This is a genomic window from Nocardia sp. NPDC023733, assembly GCF_040639775.1.
Lineage (GTDB): Bacteria > Actinomycetota > Actinomycetes > Mycobacteriales > Mycobacteriaceae > Nocardia > Nocardia rosealba.
Genome location: NZ_JBFAAN010000005.1, coordinates 64270 through 86732, shown reverse-complemented (window position 1 = coordinate 86732; position 22463 = coordinate 64270). Strand labels below are relative to the sequence as shown.

The 22463-nt window shown below is 66.6% G+C and carries 15 protein-coding genes; 6 read left to right on the top strand and 9 right to left on the bottom strand.

Annotation, left to right across the window (positions count from 1 at the left end):
* Positions 1-15: 15 nt before the first annotated feature.
* The 4 genes from rpsK to infA form a co-directional block, all read right to left on the bottom strand.
* Positions 16-429 (bottom strand): 30S ribosomal protein S11, encoded by a 414-nt coding sequence (gene rpsK, locus AB0F86_RS20650; protein WP_019045110.1) that lies wholly within the window; start codon positions 427-429, stop codon positions 16-18.
* 9 nt (positions 430-438) lie between these two features.
* Complete coding sequence (rpsM, locus tag AB0F86_RS20645) at positions 439-810, bottom strand: 30S ribosomal protein S13 (protein ID WP_067491000.1); 372 nt, start codon at positions 808-810, stop codon at positions 439-441.
* Between the two features lie 179 nt (positions 811-989).
* Positions 990-1103, bottom strand: coding sequence for a 50S ribosomal protein L36 (rpmJ, locus tag AB0F86_RS20640; protein WP_011207363.1), 114 nt, complete (start codon positions 1101-1103; stop codon positions 990-992).
* A 148-nt stretch (positions 1104-1251) separates the two neighbouring features.
* The gene (infA, locus tag AB0F86_RS20635) at positions 1252-1473 is read right to left on the bottom strand and encodes a translation initiation factor IF-1 (RefSeq protein ID WP_003418601.1); all 222 of its coding nucleotides are present in this window, start codon (positions 1471-1473) and stop codon (positions 1252-1254) included.
* A gap of 2026 nt (positions 1474-3499) precedes the next feature.
* Here infA and AB0F86_RS20630 point away from each other — a divergent pair.
* A complete protein-coding gene (locus AB0F86_RS20630; RefSeq protein WP_356984973.1) occupies positions 3500-5203 on the top strand; it encodes an AAA family ATPase in 1704 nt (567 codons plus the stop codon).
* 4 nt (positions 5204-5207) lie between these two features.
* Here AB0F86_RS20630 and AB0F86_RS20625 read toward each other — a convergent pair whose 3' ends face one another.
* The gene (locus tag AB0F86_RS20625; protein ID WP_084457280.1) at positions 5208-5600 is read right to left on the bottom strand and encodes a DUF4254 domain-containing protein; all 393 of its coding nucleotides are present in this window, start codon (positions 5598-5600) and stop codon (positions 5208-5210) included.
* 281 nt (positions 5601-5881) lie between these two features.
* Here AB0F86_RS20625 and AB0F86_RS20620 point away from each other — a divergent pair, with 281 nt between their 5' ends.
* The 3 genes from AB0F86_RS20620 (at position 5882) to AB0F86_RS20610 (ending at position 10447) form a co-directional block, all read left to right on the top strand.
* The gene (locus AB0F86_RS20620) at positions 5882-6691 is read left to right on the top strand and encodes a GntR family transcriptional regulator (RefSeq protein WP_225281939.1); all 810 of its coding nucleotides are present in this window, start codon (positions 5882-5884) and stop codon (positions 6689-6691) included.
* Positions 6688-7281 (top strand): GNAT family N-acetyltransferase, encoded by a 594-nt coding sequence (locus AB0F86_RS20615; protein ID WP_181701399.1) that lies wholly within the window; start codon positions 6688-6690, stop codon positions 7279-7281. The genes AB0F86_RS20620 and AB0F86_RS20615 overlap by 4 nt, the downstream gene beginning before the upstream one ends.
* A gap of 187 nt (positions 7282-7468) precedes the next feature.
* Positions 7469-10447, top strand: a complete 2979-nt coding sequence (locus tag AB0F86_RS20610) for a hypothetical protein (RefSeq protein WP_356984974.1) — start codon at positions 7469-7471, stop codon at positions 10445-10447.
* Between the two features lie 196 nt (positions 10448-10643).
* Here AB0F86_RS20610 and AB0F86_RS20605 read toward each other — a convergent pair whose 3' ends face one another.
* The 4 genes from AB0F86_RS20605 to AB0F86_RS20590 all read right to left on the bottom strand — a co-directional run bounded on the left by AB0F86_RS20605 (position 10644) and on the right by AB0F86_RS20590 (position 14444).
* On the bottom strand, positions 10644-11057 hold the full coding sequence (locus tag AB0F86_RS20605) for a hypothetical protein (protein WP_356984975.1): 414 nt from the start codon (positions 11055-11057) through the stop codon (positions 10644-10646).
* 84 nt (positions 11058-11141) lie between these two features.
* Positions 11142-11585, bottom strand: a complete 444-nt coding sequence (locus AB0F86_RS20600) for a hypothetical protein (RefSeq protein ID WP_356984976.1) — start codon at positions 11583-11585, stop codon at positions 11142-11144.
* A 1671-nt stretch (positions 11586-13256) separates the two neighbouring features.
* Positions 13257-14021 carry a hypothetical protein gene (locus tag AB0F86_RS20595; RefSeq protein ID WP_356984977.1) on the bottom strand — a complete coding sequence of 255 codons (765 nt, stop codon included), beginning with the start codon at positions 14019-14021 and terminating at the stop codon, positions 13257-13259.
* A 48-nt stretch (positions 14022-14069) separates the two neighbouring features.
* Positions 14070-14444 (bottom strand): hypothetical protein, encoded by a 375-nt coding sequence (locus AB0F86_RS20590; protein ID WP_357171698.1) that lies wholly within the window; start codon positions 14442-14444, stop codon positions 14070-14072.
* 120 nt (positions 14445-14564) lie between these two features.
* Between AB0F86_RS20590 and AB0F86_RS20585 the strand changes: the two genes are divergently transcribed.
* On the top strand, positions 14565-21518 hold the full coding sequence (locus AB0F86_RS20585; protein ID WP_356984979.1) for a toxin glutamine deamidase domain-containing protein: 6954 nt from the start codon (positions 14565-14567) through the stop codon (positions 21516-21518).
* The gene (locus tag AB0F86_RS20580; protein ID WP_225281924.1) at positions 21508-22458 is read left to right on the top strand and encodes a hypothetical protein; all 951 of its coding nucleotides are present in this window, start codon (positions 21508-21510) and stop codon (positions 22456-22458) included. The genes AB0F86_RS20585 and AB0F86_RS20580 overlap by 11 nt, the downstream gene beginning before the upstream one ends.
* Positions 22459-22463: the final 5 nt, after the last annotated feature.

Below are 22463 nucleotides of genomic sequence, written 5' to 3'. Positions count from 1 at the left end.
CTGTTTCCTTTCCCGCTAGACGCGACGGCGCTTGGGCGGCCGGCAGCCGTTGTGCGGCTGAGGAGTGACATCGGAGATCGAGCCGACCTCGAGGCCAGCGGCCTGAAGCGAACGGATCGCGGTCTCGCGGCCCGAACCCGGGCCCTTCACGAACACGTCGACCTTCTTGACGCCGTTCTCCTGCGCCTTGCGGGCAGCGTTCTCGGCAGCGAGCTGCGCGGCGAACGGGGTGCTCTTACGCGAACCCTTGAAACCGACGTGGCCCGACGACGCCCACGAGATGACATTGCCCTCGGGGTCGGTGATCGAGACGATGGTGTTGTTGAACGTGCTCTTGATGTGCGCGTGGCCGTGCGGGATGTTCTTCTTATCCCGGCGACGCGACTTCTGAGTCTTCTTCGGGCCAGCGGCCCGGCTCTTCGGAGGCATACGCTATCCCTACTTCTTCTTGCCGGCGACGGTCTTCTTCGGACCCTTGCGCGTACGCGCGTTGGTCTTGGTGCGCTGACCACGCACAGGCAGGCCACGACGGTGGCGGATGCCCTGGTAGCAGCCGATCTCGATCTTGCGGCGAATATCGGCCTGGACCTCGCGGCGCAGGTCACCTTCGACCTTGAACTCCGACGCTTCGATGTAGTCGCGCAGCTTGCTCAGGTCGTCGTCGCTGAGATCCTTCGAGCGCAGGTCCGGGCTGACGCCGGTCTGAGCCAGGATCTCGGTGGCGCGGGTGCGCCCGATTCCGAAAATGTAGGTCAGCGCGATCTCCATGCGCTTTTCGCGCGGGAGATCAACGCCCATCAGACGTGCCATGTGGCAGGTTCCTTAATGGTTGCGGAGGTCTGCTCCCTGTCCGTCCCCCCGTCTTCGCAAATGGGGGCACCGGCCTCCGTACCGGTGGTTGGCGCGCACACGTGCGTACGCGCTGGAGCTGGGAGTTCTTCTTTTCGGTCAGTCCGATCAGACGATCGGTGCCCGGCGGTGAGGCTGGATCAGCCCTGACGCTGCTTGTGGCGCAGGTTGTCGCAGATCACCATGACCCGACCGTGACGGCGGATCACCTTGCACTTCTCGCAGATCTTCTTGACGCTCGGCTGAACCTTCACGTCCGTCCAATCTTTTCGTGGGTTCACAAGGGTCTGTGAACACAGTTTTTCCCCAGCCGACGACTGGGGAAGTCTCTTGTCGCGTTCCGGCCTGGACCGGAACACCGTGTGACGCCGCGTGTCTCAGGCTCGCGGCGTCAGGCAGGCATCACTTGTAGCGGTAGACGATCCGGCCGCGGGACAGGTCGTACGGCGAGAGCTCGACGACCACGCGGTCTTCCGGAAGGATGCGAATGTAGTGCTGCCGCATCTTTCCGCTGATGTGCGCGAGAACCTTGTGACCGTTCTCGAGCTCGATCCGGAACATCGCATTGGGCAGCGGCTCGACAACTCGACCCTCGACCTCGATGGCCCCGTCTTTCTTCGCCATATCCTCCGCGATCCCGGTTATGCTCAACCTTGAGTGGTTACCTCGTAGCTGCTCACCCACAGGCCCGACGAACTTCCCGGGTTTGCACGCGAACAGTCGGCGCCTAGGTGCACCGCCGCTCAAGCTTACCGGGCCGTGTGCGCTGAGGCAAAAAGACCCCGACGGTACACCCTGAACGTGGCGCACGTCGCACAATGGAGGCGTCGACGGTGGGCACGCGGGCAGGCATGAGGCGCCCGCCACGCCGATCGGGTTGTCGCGTAAACTCACCGGCGTCGCAAGTAGTGGGTCGATCAGATCGGGGGACCCTGGTGAGCGGAGCGCACCGGTGAGCCGCAACAACGACAGCCTCCCCATGTTGCCGCCATGGCTGTCGGAGAGCGAAGTCACCCAGGTCGGGTACGAGGCACCGGTCGAGAACCTGCCACAGGACGAACCGATCGACGAGGCACCCAAGCGTCGCCGTTTCCTGCGCGGTGACGACAGCGCGCGCAAAGAGAAGAAGGGCGGCCGCCGCCGCAAGGAGCGCGAGTCCGAGCAGCCCGCACCGCCGAGCCAGGTCACCGGCACCGCGGGCCAAGGCCCTGCTTTCCACGATCCGCATGCGCCGTCGACCGCGAGCCCGCTGATGCCCGGTCCGAATCCGTCGACATCGAGCGCGCCCGCACCGACTCAGGGCGCCGACTCCTCCTGGCCACCGGCCTCGACCGGCGCGCCTTGGCCGCAGGCTCAGGGCGCCCCGAACCCACTCGCTCCGCCACCGCGGTCGGCCTCGGGCGACTCCGCCCAGCAAGCCCAGGCAGGCGCGTGGGAGCAAGGCCCCGACCCACTCGCTCCACCGAGGCTCGACTCCGGCGCGGCGGGCGACTCCGCCCAGCATGCCGCCGGTTCGCGGTCCTCGGCCGGCGCCGCTCGACCCCAGGAACAGGGCGCACCTGACCGGCTCATGCCGCCGCAGACCGGGCCGGATGCGTTCTCCCCGTGGAACACCGGGCAGCCCTCTACACCGGCCCGGTTCCCGGCCGCGCCGGCGCACACCAGTTCGCCGTCGCACTCGGTCCCGAATACGGCCGTTCCGCCAGCTCATTCGGGCCCTTCACTGCCCCCGGCACCTGCCGAGCAGGCCGCGGCGGCCCTCCCGACGCGGACCCCCGCTCCCCCGTCCGAGGGCTTCACCCCGCTCGGGCCCTCGAACCAGCGCAGCCTGCCCGACCTCCCGCCGCCTCCCCCGCTGCCCGACCTCCCGCCGCCTCCCCCGCTGCCCGATCCCCCGGCGCGCCCGACCCAGGCGCCGCCGCGCTTGCTCGCGCCCGCCCCGCCGTCCCCCTCGGACCCGTTGGCGCCGCCAGCCGTTCCGATGTCGTCGTCTTCACCCGCGGACTCCTCGGCGCCGCCAGCCGTTCCGATGTCGTCGCCTTCACCCGCGGACCCGCCGGCACCGCCCGCTGTTCCGACGTCGTCGCCTTCACCCGCGGACTCGCTCGCACCGCCCGCCGTGCCGGTCTCGTCGTCTTCCCCCGCGCAGCCGCAGGCGTCGGTCGGCGAAGCGGTTTCGTCGGGTGTCGACCCGTTGTCATCGGCCACTCCGCTCGAGGCGCTCTCGACGCCTTCGCGCCCGATAGGCGAACCTGCGCCGCCCACCAGCGGCCAGCCGGATCCGGCGATCCAGAACGCACAACCGGAAGCGCCGCAGCCCAGCGTTTCCGGGCCGGACGCGTCCTCTCACAACACATGGAGTGCACCGGCATCCGGATCGACCACTGGCGCATCGGCGGCTTCCGTCGCAGCCGAGTCGGCCGACGCCGGCTATTCGGCCAACCCTTCGTCGACACGGAACGAGGGCGGCGTCGACCAAGCCCAGGCCGAACAAGGTGAGGTCGCGCAGGGGTCGCCGTACAGCGCTGGTGACGTCGCGGCTTCAGTTGCGCCTGTTTCGCCCTATGCGTCCGGCGAGGTTCCGCAGGGGCCGGCTTTCTCTGCGTCGCAATACGATTCGATTCCCGGAGATCTGTCGCACGGCGCTTCCGTGCACGCACCTGATGCGCAGACCGAGATGTTCCGGGCCGACGACCCTCGGCTGCAGGGTGGGTTGCCCAGCGCCGGCGTCGCGCAGGGCGGCCCGTCTGAAACTGCTTACCGCTCAGGCGAATTCGCACAGCCCGGGCCGCCTTCCCGCCCCGAGGGAACACCTCCACGGCATCAACTGACGCCCGACGCCGCGCCCGCACAGCCCGACGTCGCGCAGCAGGCGATCCCCGCCCCGACCGCGCAGAGCGGTGGTGCGACCGCCTATCCAGCACAGCACCCCATGCACGGCGGCTACCCGCAGACACCCGACACGGGCGTTGCCCATCCCAACCAGAGCGATGGGCTCCCCCAGTACCGCCCTGACGGCATGCGAGTGCAGCCGGACGGCACCTATCCCCACGGAAACGCCGCGCAGGCGGGCCCGAATGCTGCTCAGACCCAGCAGTATTCACAGGGCACTGCCGCGCCGGTTCAGCCGTACCAGGCGCCCGACGGCTCCCAGGCGCAGCCGTACCCGGGGCCGCTCCACGCACCCGATGGCGCACCGGTCCAGCCGTACCAGGCGGCCGCGCCCCAGCAGTTCCAGGCCCCGGACGGCACCTGGTCCCAAGCGCCCAACGGTGCCCCGGTTCAGCCCTTCCACGCGCCGGACGGCGCCCCGCACGGCGGACCGGCGCAGCCGTACCAAGCCCCGAACAACGTTGCCCCGCAGCACGTCGCGCCGCAGTACCAGCAGCCCGCCTACGGTCAGCCGGGCTGGGGTAACCCCGGCTACCAACCTCCGTCACTGGACAATGTGCCGGTCAAGCGAGTCAAGAAGGCACCGGGCAGCGGATGGCGTAAGGCCGTGCACCATGTTTCCGGTGGTGCGATCAACCCGGGAATGTCGGCCGAGGAGCGGCGCCTGCAGGAACTGGTCGCCCGTATCCGGCAGCCGGTGCGTGGTGATTACCGGATCGCGGTGCTCTCGCTCAAGGGTGGTGTCGGCAAGACGACGACCACCACCGGTCTCGGGTCGATCTTCGCGTCGATCCGTGGTGACCGGGTGATCGCGGTCGACGCCAACCCGGACTTCGGCACCCTGTCCCAGCGCGTGGCCATCCAGACCCGCTCGACCGTGCGCGACCTGCTGCTCGATCCGGCGATCGAACGGTACTCGGATGTGCGCAGGCACACCTCGCAGAGTTCGAGCAGGCTGGAAGTGCTTGCCAGCGAACGCGATCCGGCCGCCTCGGAGTCGTTCAACGACGAGGAGTACCGGGCCGTCGCCCGCATTCTGCAGCGGTTCTACAACATCATCCTCACCGACTGCGGCACCGGCCTGATGCACTCGGCGATGAACGGCGTGCTCGACCTGGCGCATTCGCTGGTGCTGATCTCGTCGGCGGCCATCGACGGTGCCCGCAGCGCCGCCGCGACGCTCGACTGGCTGTCGCTGCACGGGCACGACCACCTCGTGCGCAATGCGGTGGTCGTGATCAACCTGCCACGTGAGGGTTCACCGAATGTCGGTGTACAGCAGTTGCGGGAGTACTTCCTGTCGCGCTGCCGTGCCGTGCACATCATCCCGTTCGACGAGCACCTGTCCGAGGGCGCCGAGATCGACCTGCACCGCCTGCACAAGTCCACCAAGCGCGCGTATGTGGAGCTGGCCGCGACGGTCGCCGACGAGTTCGGCGCCGAACACAACCGCTACCGCTGAGCGGTCACCATTCGGGCAGCCGACGCCGCCCGGCGAGCACATCGCGCACCAGATCGTCGTAGGCGTCGGCCAATTCGGCCAGGTGGTGCCAGGCGCTGTGCAGCAGCTCGTCGTTGGCGTCCAGCGTCATCAGCGCGTGGTGAGCCCGCACCGAGGACTCCGCCAACCGGTCGATGACCGCGCCGATGGTTTCGGTGTGCAGCGTGGCGCCCAGTCGATGTTGCGGCACGCCGCGCAACACCCAGTCGTCGATGGCGAGGACCAATTCGCTTCGTCGGCAATCGATCTCACGCAACACCACGGCGTCGGTCTCGACGCGGCCGCCGCGGCCGACGACCCGCTTCTCGTGCAGCACCGCGAGGTCGCGTGCGAACCACAGCAGCGGCCCACCGACCACCCGGTGCCCGCGACATGCCCGGACCAGTAGGTCGGAAAAGGGCAGTAAACCGGTATCAGCCTGAGAACCTGCGGAATCGACACATCGCAATGTGTCGGGGAAAGCCATTACAACCGTAGAACTCTCCGCACCAGCCACGTTGCCTCGCCGTCGTCGCCGCACAGCACCGGATCAGGACGTTCATTACAATAAACCTCGCAAGCTCACTGTCAAGCATTACTCGGCCGTAGGTAACCCAGACGAGTACACTTCGTTACCTGCACGACCTACCGAGGAGCATGATGGCGGACGGTCCGACCTATCTGCGGATCGCGAACCTCCTCCGCGAGGAGATCCGCGCGGGTACCTGGAAACCGGGCGACCGGCTGCCCAGTCATTCCGAGCTGGCCGAGCAGATGCAGGTCTCGATCACCACCGCGCGCAACGCCATCCAGGTTCTCGTCGCCGAAAACCTGGTCTATACAGCGACTTCCCGCGGAACCATCGTTCGAAACCAGGAAGTGCTCGAATCCGTGGTCACCGACCACATCCGGCGTGATCGTCCGCGCTCGGCGCACGACATCTTCGAGGAGATCGCGCGCGCGGCGAACCGGGAACCCGCCAAGGAATTCAGCACCAGGATGGAGCCGGCCGACGAACAGGTGGCGCTCTGGCTCGGCGTGCCGGTCGACTCGTGGGTGCTCGCCCGCACCGTGGTGCAGTATCTGGACAACGAGCCGTGGTCGTGGGAGGTGAGCTTCTACCCGCGCGATCTGGCCGAGTCGGCGGGTATCGACTCCCCGCACGACATCCCCGAGGGGACTACGCGCCGGCTCGCCGACCGTGGCCACGGCGAGACCGCGCATCGCGACACCGTGCTCGCCCGCGCGGCCACGGCGGAGGAGGCCGCCGTGCTCGGCGTCGCCACCGGCACCATCCTGCTCGACCATCTTCGCATCGGCGCCAATCACGAGCGGGTCACCCGCGCCACCCGCCACCGTTCCCTGGCCGGACGCAACCGGCTGGCCTACCAATTCGGCGACGCGGCGGGCACCGACGTCATCGCCCGAACCCTCGGCATCGCACCCGGGCCTGCCGTGCCGTTGCCATGACGGTACGGATGCGCCGGGCCACCCTGGGCGACCTGTCGCTGATCTGCCGCCTGCGCGTGCAACGCACTGCCTGGCTCACCGCGCGCGGTTCGGACCAATGGACCGTCGCGGGCCGTGGCCGCCCGATCGAGATCTTCGCCGACGCCGTCGGGCGCGCCTTGGACGCCGGCCAGACCTGGATCGCCGAGGTCGAAGACCGACCCGCGGGCACGATCACGGTGAATCAGCGTTCCGATCCCGGCCTGTGGTCGCCCTGGGAGCTGGCCGAGTCGATGATCGTGCATTTCATGATCGTGGACCTGAACTTCGCCGGACGCCGCGTCGGCCACCACATGCTCGCGCACGCGGCCGAACTCGCCGAACTGGACCGCCGGGACTGGGTCCGCCTGGACGCATGGACAACCAACCTGGGCCTGCACGACTACTACCGGCGTGCAGGTTTCCGCCTCGCACGCATCGCGCAGACGACAAGTGGACCGTCATGTGCCCTGTTCCAACGCCGAACCAGCGCCTGGGCGATCCGATCGGGAACCCGGCCCGTCGTCGCCGATGCGCAGCGGCGACTGTCGACCACCACGACCCTCGATTAGATGGTCTTCGATGGTGCGATATCTCTTGGACGACAACGTATTCGGCAAATATTCACACAGGGTCTACCTGCGGAGATCGGTACGGCTGAGATATTCACCAGCACGGCCGCGGGGGTAGCATTCACGACAATCGGGGGTCGATGTGCAGGCGTGACCCGAGGTTCGAGCGGGGGATGAGGCATTGGTCATGCACGACGACGAGTTGGCCACGCCAGGAATTCTGCGGGCGGCGACCGCACTCGTCGATACCGCGTCCGCACCTGATTCGAATCAGGATCTGCTCGACGGGGCGGTAACCGCTCTTGCCCAGAAATTCCGTGGCAAGGTGATGTTCGCCAAACCTCGCGTCGACGGCGTACCCGACCCGGAGCTCCATCTGTTGAGCACGGCGCACGGGGGCTCCCCGCTCGGACTCGACAGCGATCTCCTGTCTCGTTTCGCCGATGGCGCAGCAGGCGAGGTGACAATGACCGGCCTGCAGGTGGTGCTGGTCGCCGACCTGTTGCGCGAGCTCGCCGCCCGCCTGCGGCCGGGTGCGGCGTTCGGGGTCGGCACCAACGGTCTCGCCCTGGGCGAGCGGACCCGAAAGCTCGCCGCCACCCTGACCGAGTCGACTCCGGTCCGCCGCCCGCTTGCGCGCGAGTTCGATCCGGTCGAGCGTGCCGAATGGCTCACCCATGCCATGTCCGTGTATCGACCCGACCTGCGTAATGCCGTCATCCGTGTCCTCGATGTAGTGGGAATCGCCCATGCCGGGCAACCTGCAAATCCGCCGCCGTTGTCGGACGTACTCGGATCCGGCGCGGGTCAAGCCGCGATGGCGGCTTTGGCACGGGCAACCCACGGTGGGCCTGCACCGGCCGTCGTAGGACCGGACGACCCCGGCCTTTTCCTTCGGTCGGTCGACGGGCGCCCGATTTTCGACGAGGCCAACGCGCTGCGCGAACTGCTGGCAGCGGAAGCCGTCTCGTCGCCCGAGCCACCATTGGTCACCATCGGTGCCGAGACCGCCATCGTCACCGGATTACTGCTGCGCGAATTGGCCTCGCGGTTGCTACCGGGTATCTCGTACGGGCTGCTCGGCGTACGTTCCGATCTCGGCATCCTCGCCGACGACCTCGCGGCAGAGCTGTTGGCGCAAACCCGTTACGGCCGTCCGTTCTTCTACCCGGGTCCGACACGGATGTGGATAACCGCGAGCGACCGCTTGCAGTCGGATGGCACCGCACCCGACGTCATCGACCCGGTCGACCATCTCATGCCCGCCGAGCTCCTGATCCCCACCGTGGATTCCTCGAAGGGCGAGACTTTCGGCGAGTACGAGCGGATCCGCGCGGCAGCGCTCGATCTGAGCCGCCTACTCGACGACAAGACCGCTCGAGACGATCACTTTGCCCAGGTGGCGCGGCAGCTGCATTCGGCGATCATGGGCACACCCGAGGATTCGATTGCCGAACCGGAGAATCAGCCGGCCGAGGTAGTCCACCAGCAGTGGCGCGCTGTGGAGCTTTCCCACGCGGAGGTCGTGATCGCCGCCGATCTGCTCGACGAACTCGCCACCCGGATCGGCCCCGGCGCGGCCTTCGGTCCTAGCGGTGACCTGGCCGAATCGAGTGGCGAGTACACGGAAATGGCTGCCCGCCTGCGAGATTTATCGAGTACAAGGCGGTCGGCCATCGCCGCGACGACGTCGAATTCCCGGACCAAGCTCGGGCGATTGCGGGACGCGGCGATCCACTGGCTCGACATCGTTGCCGACGGCCGCGACGGCTGGCGAGTTCCCAGCGACCCGGTATGGCGCGACGCGACCATCAACCTTTATCTGCTCGCGCAAGACCGGCCCGCGCGCACCCCGACACCCCCCGTTCGCGACCCCGCTCGACACCTTCGCCGGCAGTCCGGCAATGCGACTGCCGGTCCGGTCGAGCTCACCGCCGAAGCAGCCGATATCGCCATGTTGTTGCGCGGGGCGGACACCGATCCCGATCCGATCCTTGTGCCGGACAACCTCGCCCCCTATGTGGGCAAAGCACTCGGCGAGCTCGCCACTCGATTGAAGGGCGCCGGCGCCGCGCGGCAATCCGATGACGTCGAACCGCTCGCGGCGATCACGGCACAACTCGGACGACGCATCCTCGCGCGTGCCTTGGTCGGCTACTACCGCAGCTGGGATCGGGAGTCCGAGCAGCCAGGCCCGCGCGGCCACCTCAGCGAAGCCGAGGCCCGCGAACGCGATCGTGCCGGTGCGCCTTACAGCGTGGTGTTCGGCGAAGCCCACTCCCCCGACACCATCATCGATATGTATCGGGCAGCCGAAGAACTGCGAGTCACGAAGGTCGACGAGCAGGGGCGACCACGACTGTCGTTCGAGTTCGAGCGTAAGAGTCCGACCAAGCTGTTCTTGGCGCAGCTGACCCTGTATCGATACGACGGCGACGGGCTCGGCGGTGTGCGCGCCGAGCAATACAGCTTCGAACCGGGCGGCACCGCAACGCGGGTCACCGTGGAAGCCGGCCGGTCGACGCGGGAAGAATCGGTAGCGGAAATCACCAGGATGGAACGGCTTTGGCTGACCGCCCCCCAGTTCGGCGACTGGGAACCGCTACGCGATCTGAATCCGCTCACCTGGCCGCGCGCCGCCGACCGACCACAAGTGCACTACAGCCTCGCCTGGGACCCGGTCCGAGCGACACCGCGAGCCGTGATCTCCGCCGGTCAGGCGCGCCGACGTGATGCCGAGGGCCTGCAATACTGTGTGATCCTCGGACCGCAAGACGATCCGCGGGTTCTCATCGCCGTCTGCCGCAACGACAACGCCTTCGCCGTTCACTTCTTCGACGATGCCAAGCGCTTCCGTGCGATCCACACTTTCCGGTGGGTCGAGGATCGCTTTCTGCATCAAGCCCAGCAACGGCTGATCTATGCCGGTCCGTCACCACGGGAAACACCGGAGTACACGCTGCTCGCGACTTTCGAGGTCAGGCTCGACGGCTTGGCTCGGGCCGTCGTCGTGGAGCCACATGGGCGTGGAGTCGTCAGCGAAAGAATCGATTCGGTGGATGTCACCCAGTACTGGTGTGCGCTACCTGAATTCGGTGCATGGGAATGGGCCGGTGAACTCGACCCGAGCCCCGAACACTGGGCCGCACAGGATCTCGTTCCGTAGTGTTCACCTCTCATTATCGTATGTTTCGGCCGAAAGACATGGCGTTGTAAAACCCTCTACTGAGGCTGAATCAGTTGTGGCAGAGGATTTTTGAAGCTGCGGCGCAGCCAGCCGAAAGGCAATTGTGGGGGCGGTGACGACGTGTTGGCGTCGGCAACGTGAACATTCGCTACATCAGCCGTGGGGGGCTCGGATGTCAAAGGCTGTTGCCGACCTGTATCCCGGGTGGGACAGACCGGTCGATCGGTGTGTTGCCCGCATCGAGTACCGGTAACCCGCTGTGGCACTCGGATTCCCGTCCTGGCTCGAACCCGTGGAATGGCTCGTCGGAGCCGACTGGCCACACGGCAACGAAGACCTCATGTGGCAAATGGGCAAAGACCTCCAAACCGCCGCCGACGACGCCAAGGCCCTCGTTCCCGAACTCGAAGCCGTTGTCGGCACCGTCAACGCCGCCTACCCCCGAGGCCGCGGCGGGGAATCCATCCTCGAATGGATCCAACCCCTCATCGACGGCCAAGGCCCCGACAAAAACGGATCCCTCGCTCACCTCGCCGACCACTGGACCAAACTCGCTGCCGCCGCCGACTCCGGCGGCGACCAACTCCAAGCCGCCAAACTCAACTTCTACATCGCCGGCGCCTGGCTCCTCACAGAACTCGCCTGGGCCGCCGCCGCCGGACCCGGCGCACCACTAGCCCACGCCATCGTCATCGCCCAAGCCCGAAAACTCTTCACCTGGATGGGCAACCGCCTCGCCAGAGCCATCGCCCACACCATCACCACCAACGTCACCGAAGAAGTCCTCGAACGCATAGCGGTCAAACTCGTCTACGAAACCGTCCAAGAATCCCTCGTCGAACTCGGACAAGGCACCAGCCAAGAACTCACCGTCCAACACATCCAGAACACAACCGGCCACATCAACGGCTACGACTGGAAAGCGGTCGGCCTCAACGCCGGCATCTCCGCCATCGCCGGCGGCGTCGGCGGCGCCACCGGCTTCGGCCTCGGCCGCAAACTCCCCACCACCAACGGCGGCTGGACAGGGGCCCGCAACGGCGCCACCACCGGCGCAGGCGCAGGCCTCGCCGGCGCGACCGCCGCCTACCTCGCCACCGGCGCCTTCACCGGCCAATGGGACTTCGACCCACGCTCCTTCACCGGCGGCGCCGCCTCCGGCGCCGGCCCCTCCGCCATCCACGGCTACCGCGGACACACCGACAACGCCGGACCCATGAACTACACCGGCAACACCACCCGCACGGGAAACCCCAGCCCTACGAACAACACCGAAACAAACACAGGCAACGGCAACGGCAACGGCGCAGGATCGGGCACCGCCGACACCACGAACGACACCGACACCACCGATGCCAGCGCCTCATCGACAGCCGATCCCGCCGAATCCGTTCAGAACTCGTCCTCCACATCACATACCAGCCAACCCGCCGAACAAGCAGCCACCGTCCCAGCCGGACTCGGCACAGACGCCGCGACCGAACCATCCATCGCTGCCGGACCCACCGCCGAGTCCATCCAATCCCCCACGGCTACCCCACAAATCGGCACAGCATCGGCCGAGACCACCACAAACCCCGTCGCAGGCGACTCGCCCACCCATCCAGCAAACGAGACGACCGGTTCCGGCTCGCCAAGCGGCACGACGACGGAACCGGACAACGGCGCTCCCACCTCGCCGGGCGTGACGGCCGAATCCGCTGTCACCAGCGACGTCGGAGACTCGGCACCGACGACCACCAGCGGTGCGATGCCCGCCACGGGCGTCGATTCCACACCGGTTCAGGCCGATACACCCTCGTCCGCAGAACCGAGCACGCCCACTGCGACAACAGCGATCAAACAGAGTTCCGCACCTCAGGTCGGCGCACCGCCCGCAGCAACGGTCGCAGGGTCGACGCAGACGAAGTCTCCCGCAACGCCCACACCCAGCGGCGGATCGGCCCCCGAGGCACGTATTCGACGCAGACCATCCCGCCCGGGCGCCACTCCCGATACCACGCCGAACCCGATACCAGCGTCCACCGTCGACTCAGCGTCGCGTGGTGGACGGGTGCCAGAACCGCTCGCGGGAGCGAACACCACCCCGATCGACGTCCCTCTGCAGGCACAGGCGACGGAAATCGAATCCCCCACCAGCTCATCCGATCCCGCGATCATCGACGACACCGAGAATCGCGTCCCGCCGACGCCGCCCACCACCACACCACGATCAGAACCGGCTACGACGCCCGAACCCACAGCTCCACCCGGTGCAAGGGTCGAACCAGCCGACATACACGTACCTGCCCACGGCCGAATCGATGACGACGGCGCCGGCCGAGCGGAACAACCGAACCCCGACGATCATCGAACACATCGGGCCGAGCGAAACCAGCTCGACGACAACGTAGCCGGAGATCGTCGTACCCCTGAACCGGGCACGACTCCATCCCAACCCGCCCGACCGGAGAGCGGCAGCCTGCCAGATCCTGCGCGCGCGGACACAGGCATCGAACCCGGCCTCCACTCGATCCGATTCGATCTCTCCGAACAGACACTGCGTCGTGTCGAATCGCTTGCGCGAGAACGTGGCCAGCTGATGGATACGATGCGCACCGAGTCGGCGCTCGCCTACGACGATCCGCGCATCCAACAGGCCGCGGTCAAGACCGCGGCGGCCGCCGCACTCGCAGGCGCCGACTATCTCACCGCGATCGGTGCGGAGTTGGTGACCGAGCGCGTCGCGCTGCTGCGTTCCGAGCCGACCCGGATCCTGCTTCTCGCCAACGGCGACATCCCGGACCGATCACGGATGCAGCAATTGCTTACCAAAGCTCTGACGAGCAGCCCAGAGTTGTCCGCCGCGCTGGCACGTCCCGACACCCGGGTCGAATTTCTCCGCGTCCTGCTCGCCGATTCGGCAGCTCATATCCGAGTCCTCCGCACTGAGACCGCCGCCGACGTGGCGGCCTGGATCGAGGCCGGGCCACTGTCGAGTGCCGACCCGGATGCGAGTCACGCCGACGCGGTCGAGAATCTGGTCAGCCAACGCGACGCGCTCAATCACGAGCGTCACCTGCAACGGATCAAGCGGGACGAGCGGGCCGAACGCTTCGGGATCGATGACCCCGCGCAAGCCCTGAGCGCGAGCAATATCGAGACGACCATTCGCCGGCTGTCCGACAGCATCGTCGGTCGCGAGTACGTCGGTGCGCGAGTGGACCTCGACGACTACACCGTCGCCGAGGAGGTCTCGGAGGAGACCTTGATCGACCGGCGCAAGGAGATCGCCAAACTTCAGGCGGCCGCGTGGCGAGTGGTCAAACTGGACTGGGACTGGTCGGCTTACAGCCGACGGATCTTCGAGTCGACCGGCGAAACCAACGACACAGCGATCTCCCCCGCGGTGCTCACGGAACTGGATGCCCTGGCCCTGGCGCGGGTCGAGGCCACTGTTGCCGTCGAACCGTACCGGGTCATGCGCGACGACATCACAGCCCGACTGGCCGAGGACAACATCGGGCCGCTGGGACGTCAGCACCTCACCGAGCTGCTCGCCGAGGCCACGCACCGAGTCGAACTGGCCGAGAACGCGATCGGCCGCGTTCTCGACCAGATGTCACTGCTGCGCGGTGCGGGCCGATCCGAGGTGCTCGAGCAGGGCGGTCGGATGCTCACCGAGCGCGTCGGCCTCGTCCCCGGTGAGACCCCACGCCTGATCGTGTTCGCCGCCCGCGAGGCATCGGACACCCCGCTGCACGAGTTGGACACAGCCCTCGAATCGGCCCTCCTCCGGTCCCCGGCGGCGGCGATCGCATTTCGTACGCCCGCCACGAGTATCGAGTTCAAGCGCGTACTCGCCGACGACAACGGCGGGTGGCGACTCGCCGACGTGCCGTCCCCGCAGCGGCTCATCGCCGAGCCACAACGAACCCGCCTCGCCCAGCACATGCCCGCGACGATCGTCGGCTGGCTCGACGCCACCGGCAATCATCGGTTCGTCGACGAGACCAAGCCGTGGACGACGGGCCACAGCCGCGAACCGGAGTGGTTCGGCGACGGCAAGGAACGCGACCCGACCAAGGAGCCGCCGAAGGGAATCACCGGCTGGGCGATGGATCCGCTCCAGACGTCGGTGCTCGGCAATTTCGAAACGCTCCCACCGGGACACGTATTCACCGAGCTCACGCCTGCCCTGCCGGGCGCGCCGGATCACTTCGAAGTACCGATGGATGTCTACTCGTCACCCATCGACGGCCTGCTCTACAACGCCGCCCGCCTGGTGCTGGAGACGGTCGGCGTGTTCGCGGGAATGCGGCTGCGTCGCGATCCGCTCAATCCCGCGCGACTGATGGTCACCTTCAAATGGCACCGTCAGCTGAGTTGGTTCGCACGCAGAACCAACCCCGACTACCGGCCGCCCATCGATGTCCAGCCGCGTATCCATCAGTGGGACGCAGCCGAGCACGCCACGGTCCTCGATCCGCCGTCCATCCCGCTGCAAGAGCGCGAGCGTGCGGAACAACAGGCATGGGCTCGTGTCCAGGAATGGGCGGATACGGAATATCGTCGATTCCGTGCCGGCGATCACGATATCGATCGCATCGTCGCCAACCTCGCGGCACGCGACGAGGATTATCGAATCCGGCACGCGGACAAGGTCATCGACAAAGTACAGGCGACCATCGCACGGCTGAATCCTGACTTCGGCCGAGCCAACGACGAAACCCTCGCGAAACTCACCGACTGGGTCGCCGAACAACTACACGAGGACTTCCGCGAGCAAGCGCCGGACATCGTCGACGCCATCGTCCATCGCGAAACGAGTATCGCCGGTACGGTTGCCGATCGCCTCGCCGGGTCGACCTTCTCGCACAGCGAGATCACGCAGATCAAGAACTATCTGATGCGCGATCTGCATCTGGCGATCGATCGTCGTACCGGAGATCCGGTGCGGCAGCGAATGGACGCCGTCGCGGATATCGCGGAAGCCTGGATTCGGCTCGCGTACGGCGTACCGGTGGACGAGGACATCCTGCTGCTCCGCAACAGCTCGGCCGGCAGCCGGTATCTCGCCGAGAACCCGGACGCGCTGTGGCGCGAGGCTGATCGGCACGCCATCGGTCAAGGCTTCGACTGGAACAACCATCGTCCGCCTGCCGCGCCGTGGCGCATCGACATCAAATACGCGCCTCAACCGCTCGAGGCCCCGAGTTCACCACTCCCCCTCTCACGGCGGGCTACCGCACCGGATCCGACACCAGCGATCCCGTCCGAGCCCGGGGCGAGACCGACAGCGTCGCTATCCGGCCTCCTGGCGCGGGCCGAGGCGGCCGAAGCCGAGCAGCGCAGGGCCGCCGCCCGAATTTCCGAGATCGCCGCTGCGGTAGCCGGTCCGGTGACACCGGGCCCGAGCCCGCGCGCACTCGGTCGCAGTGTCATCGACCACATCGATGCCGAGCTGACGCGCCCGGAACCGGAACCGAACACCGTGCCGACCGGCCCGGACGACATGGTGCGCTCGGTCTGGGAGTGCTTGGCGCGCGACCGGGAGCACGAGCGCCTGGCAGGCGTCCGGGCCGATGTCGAGCAACAGCTCACCCGCTACCTGGATGCACGCGCCGCTGAACGCGAGCTTCGTCGTCAACTGCACGACGTCGCCGCAGGCGAGGCATTACGGGCAGCCGGCGCACGGGTGCTTGCCGACCGGATCGGCATCATCGACGGAGACGTCCCTCGCGCGCTCGTCCTGAGCACGAACTCCGCAACCGAGCCCCTCGTAGACGACCAAGGCTGGCGTGGACTCACAGACGCCGACACCGAGATCACTTTCAAGCGGGTAGTACTCGACGACGCGGGACGACCGCACCTGGTCGATTGGCAGGTGCCGCGCGAGGACGGACGGTATCGCACCGCCAATGAGCGCCTCGACGTCATCGAAGGAAGCGCGCGCCGCCGGATCGACGAGATCGCGCTTACCGCAACATCTTCCGTCAGGCAATTCGTGGTCGATCCCGCGTTCGCAGAGCGGATCGAAGAGGCTCGACAGCAGGCGATCGCCCGACTCGCGGCCGCCCGCCAGTCGGCCGTGTCGGAAATGGCCGAAGGCCCCGATGTCCGGCCTGTGCAGGCAGGTGCGCATCTGACCGCCGAACTTTCCGACGTCGTACACGAATTCACCGCAACGGTCGCACAGGAGCAACAAGCCCACGAGATTTCTCGCGCACCGGACGCCACCTGGTTCTACGGCACCCCCCGTCCGCACACGACCTCACCGCAGGTCGCCGCGACGATCACCGACCAGACCGCCCAGGCCGCCCGGGCGATACGGCGCGCGAAGTCGGCCGCTGACGCACTCACCGGAATTCACAGCGCACTCGACAACGGCGCTACGGCAACCGGGCCACGCGTCACCCGCGACCGGATCGATCAGCACATCGAGACGGCGATCGCCGCAGCGCGGGAAGCAGTCGGCCGCGACGGTGCACCGCAGGCCGACCAGATTGCCCTCTATCAGGAAATCCGCGCCCTCAACTCGCTGAAAAGAGCAGCGGCAGAGCATCTCTCGTCCTACCTCTCGGCGCGCGCCGAAGCCCAACGATTGTCGGACGCGGCCACTGAACTGGCCATCGCCGATGTCCTCGCCGCGGCAGGCGTCACCCAGGCTGTCCAAGGGATCGGTGTACTGCCGGGGGCGCCCGGCCGCATACTGGTCACCTTCGAGGGAGCCGATCCACACCTGAGCGCCCTGTCGGCCAAGGACCATCGGCAACGACTAGCACGCGGTGAACAGCTTCTTTTCCAACGTGTCTTCGTCGACGAACACGGCCAGGTGCATGTCGTCGACGCCGAGCTTCGCGGCGGCACACGCGACGATGGACTCGATACTCCGGTCAGAGGCCCGAACTCGGGCGGGTCGCCATCGATCACTCACACCACTGTGGCCGTGACACCCACGGCCCCTGCGGTGATCACCGGTCCGCACTACGACATCATCCGCGGGCCGACCAACGACGACGCAGCTTTCGAACTGCGCATCCGGCTGCGACTCGAGCTGGATCCGTCCGAGTCCGGCGAACTGGCCCAGTCGATCGTGGACGCGGCCCAGAGCATCGTTTTCGGGCCCGGAAAATGGTATTCACCACTCACTGGCGAGCCCTATCAGTTCACTCTGGACCCGGTCGATTCGCCCACCGCGCACCTGCGCCTCGGTCTACCTGCCGAGACGACCGATATCGGCGACGCCGCGCGGCTGCTCGCAGTCGCCCTACGCGATCACCTCGGCCTGCCTCCGACAAGCTCCATGTCGAATGGGCTCACCGTCGACGAGGGTGATGTCGAGGCACTGACGAGGGAAGCCCGGTTGGGCGGCCTCCGGCTGGCGGTCCCGGACGCCCACTACGCGTTCATGACCACCAGGGGGCGAGAAACGCTGGCGCCACTGGAAAGTCGGTCCCTGCAGGCCGCGCTGGAACAGGCGGCTCGCGCACCCGAAGGCGGATATGTTCGTGGGTTCGATCCACGAACCAGCGCGGTTGCCGACCTGATCAACCCTGGCGGCGACACCGCGCCCGGTCGCGGCGGCAACTGCTGGGCAGTTGTGGCGTCGGCGTTGCTGACTTTTCTCGGTGATCCGCAAGTCGCGCCGCCCGTGCGCGGCGACAGGGCTGCCGGGACCGCGGCCACCATGGCTGATTGGTTACGCGCGGGCCTCATGTCATGGGGCAACCGAGAAATCGACCCGTCTTCGTTCGAGATGCTGCAGCGACAAGTAGCCGAACTCGGGCCCGGTTCCGCCGCACCAGTGTTCGTCGGTTGGCAGGACACGGACCAGGACGGCAATCTGGAGTACCGCGCGGACGGAACCCCCGTCCTCATCGGCCACGCCCTCCTCGTTGTATATCCCCTCGACGCGCCCCATCCGGTGTGGTGGTGCCCGCAGGAACAAGCCACCTGGGATCGGCCCCCGAGCAAATACGTCGAGAACGCGCGAATCCTGACCGCCATTCCGCTACTACCCGATGGGACAGCCGCACTTGAATACACCGATCCGAACGCCGGAGGAAGCCCAGCAGTACATTATCCGAGCTCTGCGGCTCACCGACCCCGTGTCGGTCTACCCGTTCGAGTACGGCTGGATAGCGACGTTGGTACTGCCGACCCCGGCGGACCCACTGGACATGCCGGCCGGAACTCCCCGATTCATTCTGAACTCCCGAACCGGAGTGATCACCAGCCTTCCGAGCTCGGCGAAGAATCCCTTGATCGACCGATACATCGAGGCGATGAAAACCGGGGCACCACTACCGGGGCACCAGCTGTATCCACCGCTCACGCGGGTACACCTGCAACTGACGTCCAACGAAATAATGCAGGTCCGCTACCTGATCCGGCTTCAGTCCCTGTCCGAGGACAGCGCACCGGCCCCGGGATACCTGCTGACGATCGACAAGCTGGACTCGGAATACAGCCCGACGTCGCTTCTCGACACTCGAGCAGCGGATTGGATTCTGGAGCAGCGAGCCCGGACGGGCGACTGGCCGGAGACGGGCGTACTGGAGATCTAGATCGTGGCGATCAATACGCGCCGGCCGAAGATACAGCCGATCGGCACGACCTCGCCCCTGGCGCCTCACCCCTGCCCGATATAGCCGGAACCCGGGAGTTCGGACCGGGACGCATAGCGCCGTTGGAAACGGCGGCATATCAGGAAGCGGTGGAGCGAACAGCGGGCGGTAGAGCCGGATTCGATCCGCGGTCCGATCCGGTGCCGATCAACGACGGTGGCATGTCGGTTCCGGGTCGCTTCACCAACTGCGTCGAATGTGTGATGGCAGGCCTGTCGTCGTTCTTCGGACGACCGACAGTCGCCTTCCCTCGTGAGATCCAGCTCCGCTCGGACGGCACCCAGGGCTACACCAGCGGGGAGAGTCCACAGCGGGTCGCGCAATGGGTCGGCGCGGAGCTGCTGCACTTCGACCCCGCGCTCGATGTCACCGAGCACTATCAGCAATTGCACGACCTGATCACCGAACTCGGGCCCGGCTCCGCCGCATTCGTCGCCACCCGCTGGCAACGGATCGACGGGGCCGGCCGGCGGGCGTTCCGGTCCGACGGCAGCCGAGTTCTCAAAGGTGGACATGCCAGTACCGTCGTGTTCCCGCTCGAAGCCGACGGCCCGGTGTGGTGGGATCCGCAGTCGGGTGCCACCGACGACCATCCGTCGGCGAAGTTTCTCTCCGATGCCGGCCAACTACGAGTCATCGTCCTGCGACCCGACGGGAGCATCTACCGTGCCGAAACCGATCCGAACCGAGGCCGAAGCCGAGACCTACCTGTCGACAGCACTTGGCCACGGCCGGAAATGGCAGCTCGTCCCGGCGGAGTTCGGCTGGATCGCCTCACCGGAACCGACGGACCAGGAACTCGCGGACGAGGAGTACATGAGCCTACCGATGCTGGTGCTGGACAACCGGACTCGGCAGATCCTCCAGTATCCGAGTTGGTCGGAGCGAGCGGTGGCCGAGAGTTACCGAGAATCGATGAGATCGGGTATGCCGCCGACCGGGGTGCAGATCTACCCGCACCGCGTCCGGTTGCGTCTGACGCTGCGGCGACACGATCCGGCCGAGCTGGAATACCTGATCCGGGTCGAGTCCCTGGAGTCACCGAAGGCACCGGTGACGGAGTACTCGATGCTGATCGACCAGCGCACCGGTCATCACCGACCGACATGCGAGGAATCGGCACACGCGGCAGCGTGGATACGCATGCGGAACCACAGCGAGAGCAGTTGGCCGACCCACGGGACAGTCGTGTACTGAGTCCCCTCGTCGCCGAAGCCCACGCACAGTACGGATCAGACACCGAAGCCGCCTGCCTGGCTGCCCATCTGGGCACAGACGTCCTGGCACCGACAGCCCGCGCATGGACCGACGAACATGGCCGCGTCTACACCAGCGGCTTCGAGATCGACTCGACCGGCAACCGCCGCCCGCGCATCCCACCCGATGGCCAATGGATAACCCATCACCCCGACGGCACAACCACACGCACCACCACTGACGGCTTCGCGCCCAGAACCCCTGCGACGGACCGCTCGTCACTCGACCCGAACAGTGCCCGTGAGCGCGGTTGGCGCGACCGCTTCCGCAGTCGACCCGGGTCTGCACAGGATGCCTCGACCGAGACTGCCACCACAGACCCCCACCAGCCCTCGCCCGCCGCCACACCTGAGCACCCGAGCCGCGAGTCGAGCACCTCGCAGTCGGTCGCCGAGCCGACGAATGCGACGCAGCAGCCGCCGGCCGATGTGCCGTTCACCCTGTCAGCGGCGCCGACCGTCGCCGAATCGGCGGCTGTGGACTACGTCGCACCCGACCTCTCCGCGATGCCGCCGCTGCGTGATTTCGTCGAGGGATCGAGCGACGACGAGCTCATGAGCATCCTCTCCGCGATGAACGGCCGTTACGGGCCCTTCGACGTGCGGATCGATGAAGCCGAATATCATGATGTCGCCAACCTCCCCACTATGGAGGCTCGATTCGATGTGAAAGCCACGGTCCACGACCCCGAATCCGGGAATATCGGCAGAATCGAATACTTCATCTATCTCAACGACGATGGAGAACTAGTCCTCTTCCACCAGCTCATCAAGCTGAACGATTCCGCTCGAGGCAAGGGGTTCGCCGGCCACTACACGCTTGCCATGAACGCATACTACCGACGCTCCGAACTGGATGTTGTCGAAATAAAGGCGGGGCTGAGCGAGGGCGGCTACGTGTGGGCCCGGCGAGACTTTCTCTTCGATCCGTCACCCAGCAAGTTGAAGAGTTCGATCCAGAACATATTGAAAAGAATTCGCTCCGTCTACCCTCGGTGCTCACCTGCGGAACAGGTGGTCTTGGATGAGATGACGAAGCGACTCTCCACCCGTACCGGCGATATCGACCACTACCCCAAGCCGAGGGAGATCGCCGATCTGGCAGGCGACGACGGAACGCTTGGAAAGCGAATCTTACGAGGCTCCGAATGGTGGGGCAGGATCGAGTTGAACCATGGACTCTGACGACCTGGAATTCATCGCCGAGCGCGACAAGGCGATGTCGGATCATTTTGCGGACTTCGTCGAACGAAACGGTCTGAGCTCGGACCGCTCGCTGTGGCCGGAAGATCTCGAAGTGGAGTTCTTCGTCCAGCGGACGGAGCTGGAATCCACGTGGCACCAGAAGGCCGACATACGCGCCGAGCGGCGCAGAGCCTTCACCGAATCTCCCCGTGTCGCCCCGGTCTTCGACGGGCACGAAGAGGGTGGTCGCCCATTGCACCGACGCCCGCTGCTGAAGAAGCTGCACCAACCCCTTCTGAACTACCTGGAATCCGCCCCCATCATCTGGTCGGAACCGGGGTTCGGCGAGGACGAATTCGCGCCGGGCGCATTCGACGTACCGCTGAACTACCGCACCGACGGAGCCTGGATCTGGGCCGGCGCCGTCCCCCACTACTTTCGCAAGCACGGCTTTCCACCGGCCCGCGAACTCAAGCGACACATCATCGACAACGAGTTTCCCCCAATCGCCGTCGACGACGACAGACTGTCGCACGCCAGGGAAGTCGTCGCACGGCTCCGGACATCAGGAGTCGGCGTTCCGCGTCTGGCACACGTCTACGACGGACGTGGCGCCGACGGCAGGCCTGTCGCCGACCGACCACCCGTGCCCCACGAGATCCTCACACCCCTGCTGACCTACCTCGAGTCAGCCCCGATCATTCTGTCCGCCCGCAGTTTCGACGCCGATGAATTCGTCCCCGGCGACCACGATGTCCCCTTGAATTTCCATACCGACGGCACCTGGATTTGGTCCGGCGCCGTTCCGCATTACCTGCGCAAACACAGGTTCCCCCCGGAACCCGGGCTGATCCAGCACGCCATCGACCACGGATTCCGAGTCGCTGAGGTCGATGACGAGACCGCACAGCGTGCCCTCACGGTGATCACCGAGCCATGAATTTC

What these genes read in the sequence shown, in the direction of transcription:
- rpsK (WP_019045110.1), bottom strand. Translation starts at nt 429, where the DNA reads ATGCCTCCGAAGAGCCGGGCCGCTGGCCCGAAGAAGACTCAGAAGTCG.
- rpsM (WP_067491000.1), bottom strand. Translation starts at nt 810, where the DNA reads ATGGCACGTCTGATGGGCGTTGATCTCCCGCGCGAAAAGCGCATGGAG.
- infA (WP_003418601.1), bottom strand. Translation starts at nt 1,473, where the DNA reads ATGGCGAAGAAAGACGGGGCCATCGAGGTCGAGGGTCGAGTTGTCGAG.
- AB0F86_RS20620 (WP_225281939.1), top strand. Translation starts at nt 5,882, where the DNA reads ATGGCGGACGGTCCGACCTATCTGCGGATCGCGAACCTCCTCCGCGAG.
- AB0F86_RS20615 (WP_181701399.1), top strand. Translation starts at nt 6,688, where the DNA reads ATGACGGTACGGATGCGCCGGGCCACCCTGGGCGACCTGTCGCTGATC.
- AB0F86_RS20610 (WP_356984974.1), top strand. Translation starts at nt 7,469, where the DNA reads ATGCACGACGACGAGTTGGCCACGCCAGGAATTCTGCGGGCGGCGACC.
- AB0F86_RS20590 (WP_357171698.1), bottom strand. Translation starts at nt 14,444, where the DNA reads ATGATTGCCGGTGGCGTCGAGCCAGCCGACGATCGTCGCGGGCATGTG.
- AB0F86_RS20585 (WP_356984979.1), top strand. Translation starts at nt 14,565, where the DNA reads ATGGATCCGCTCCAGACGTCGGTGCTCGGCAATTTCGAAACGCTCCCA.
- AB0F86_RS20580 (WP_225281924.1), top strand. Translation starts at nt 21,508, where the DNA reads ATGGACTCTGACGACCTGGAATTCATCGCCGAGCGCGACAAGGCGATG.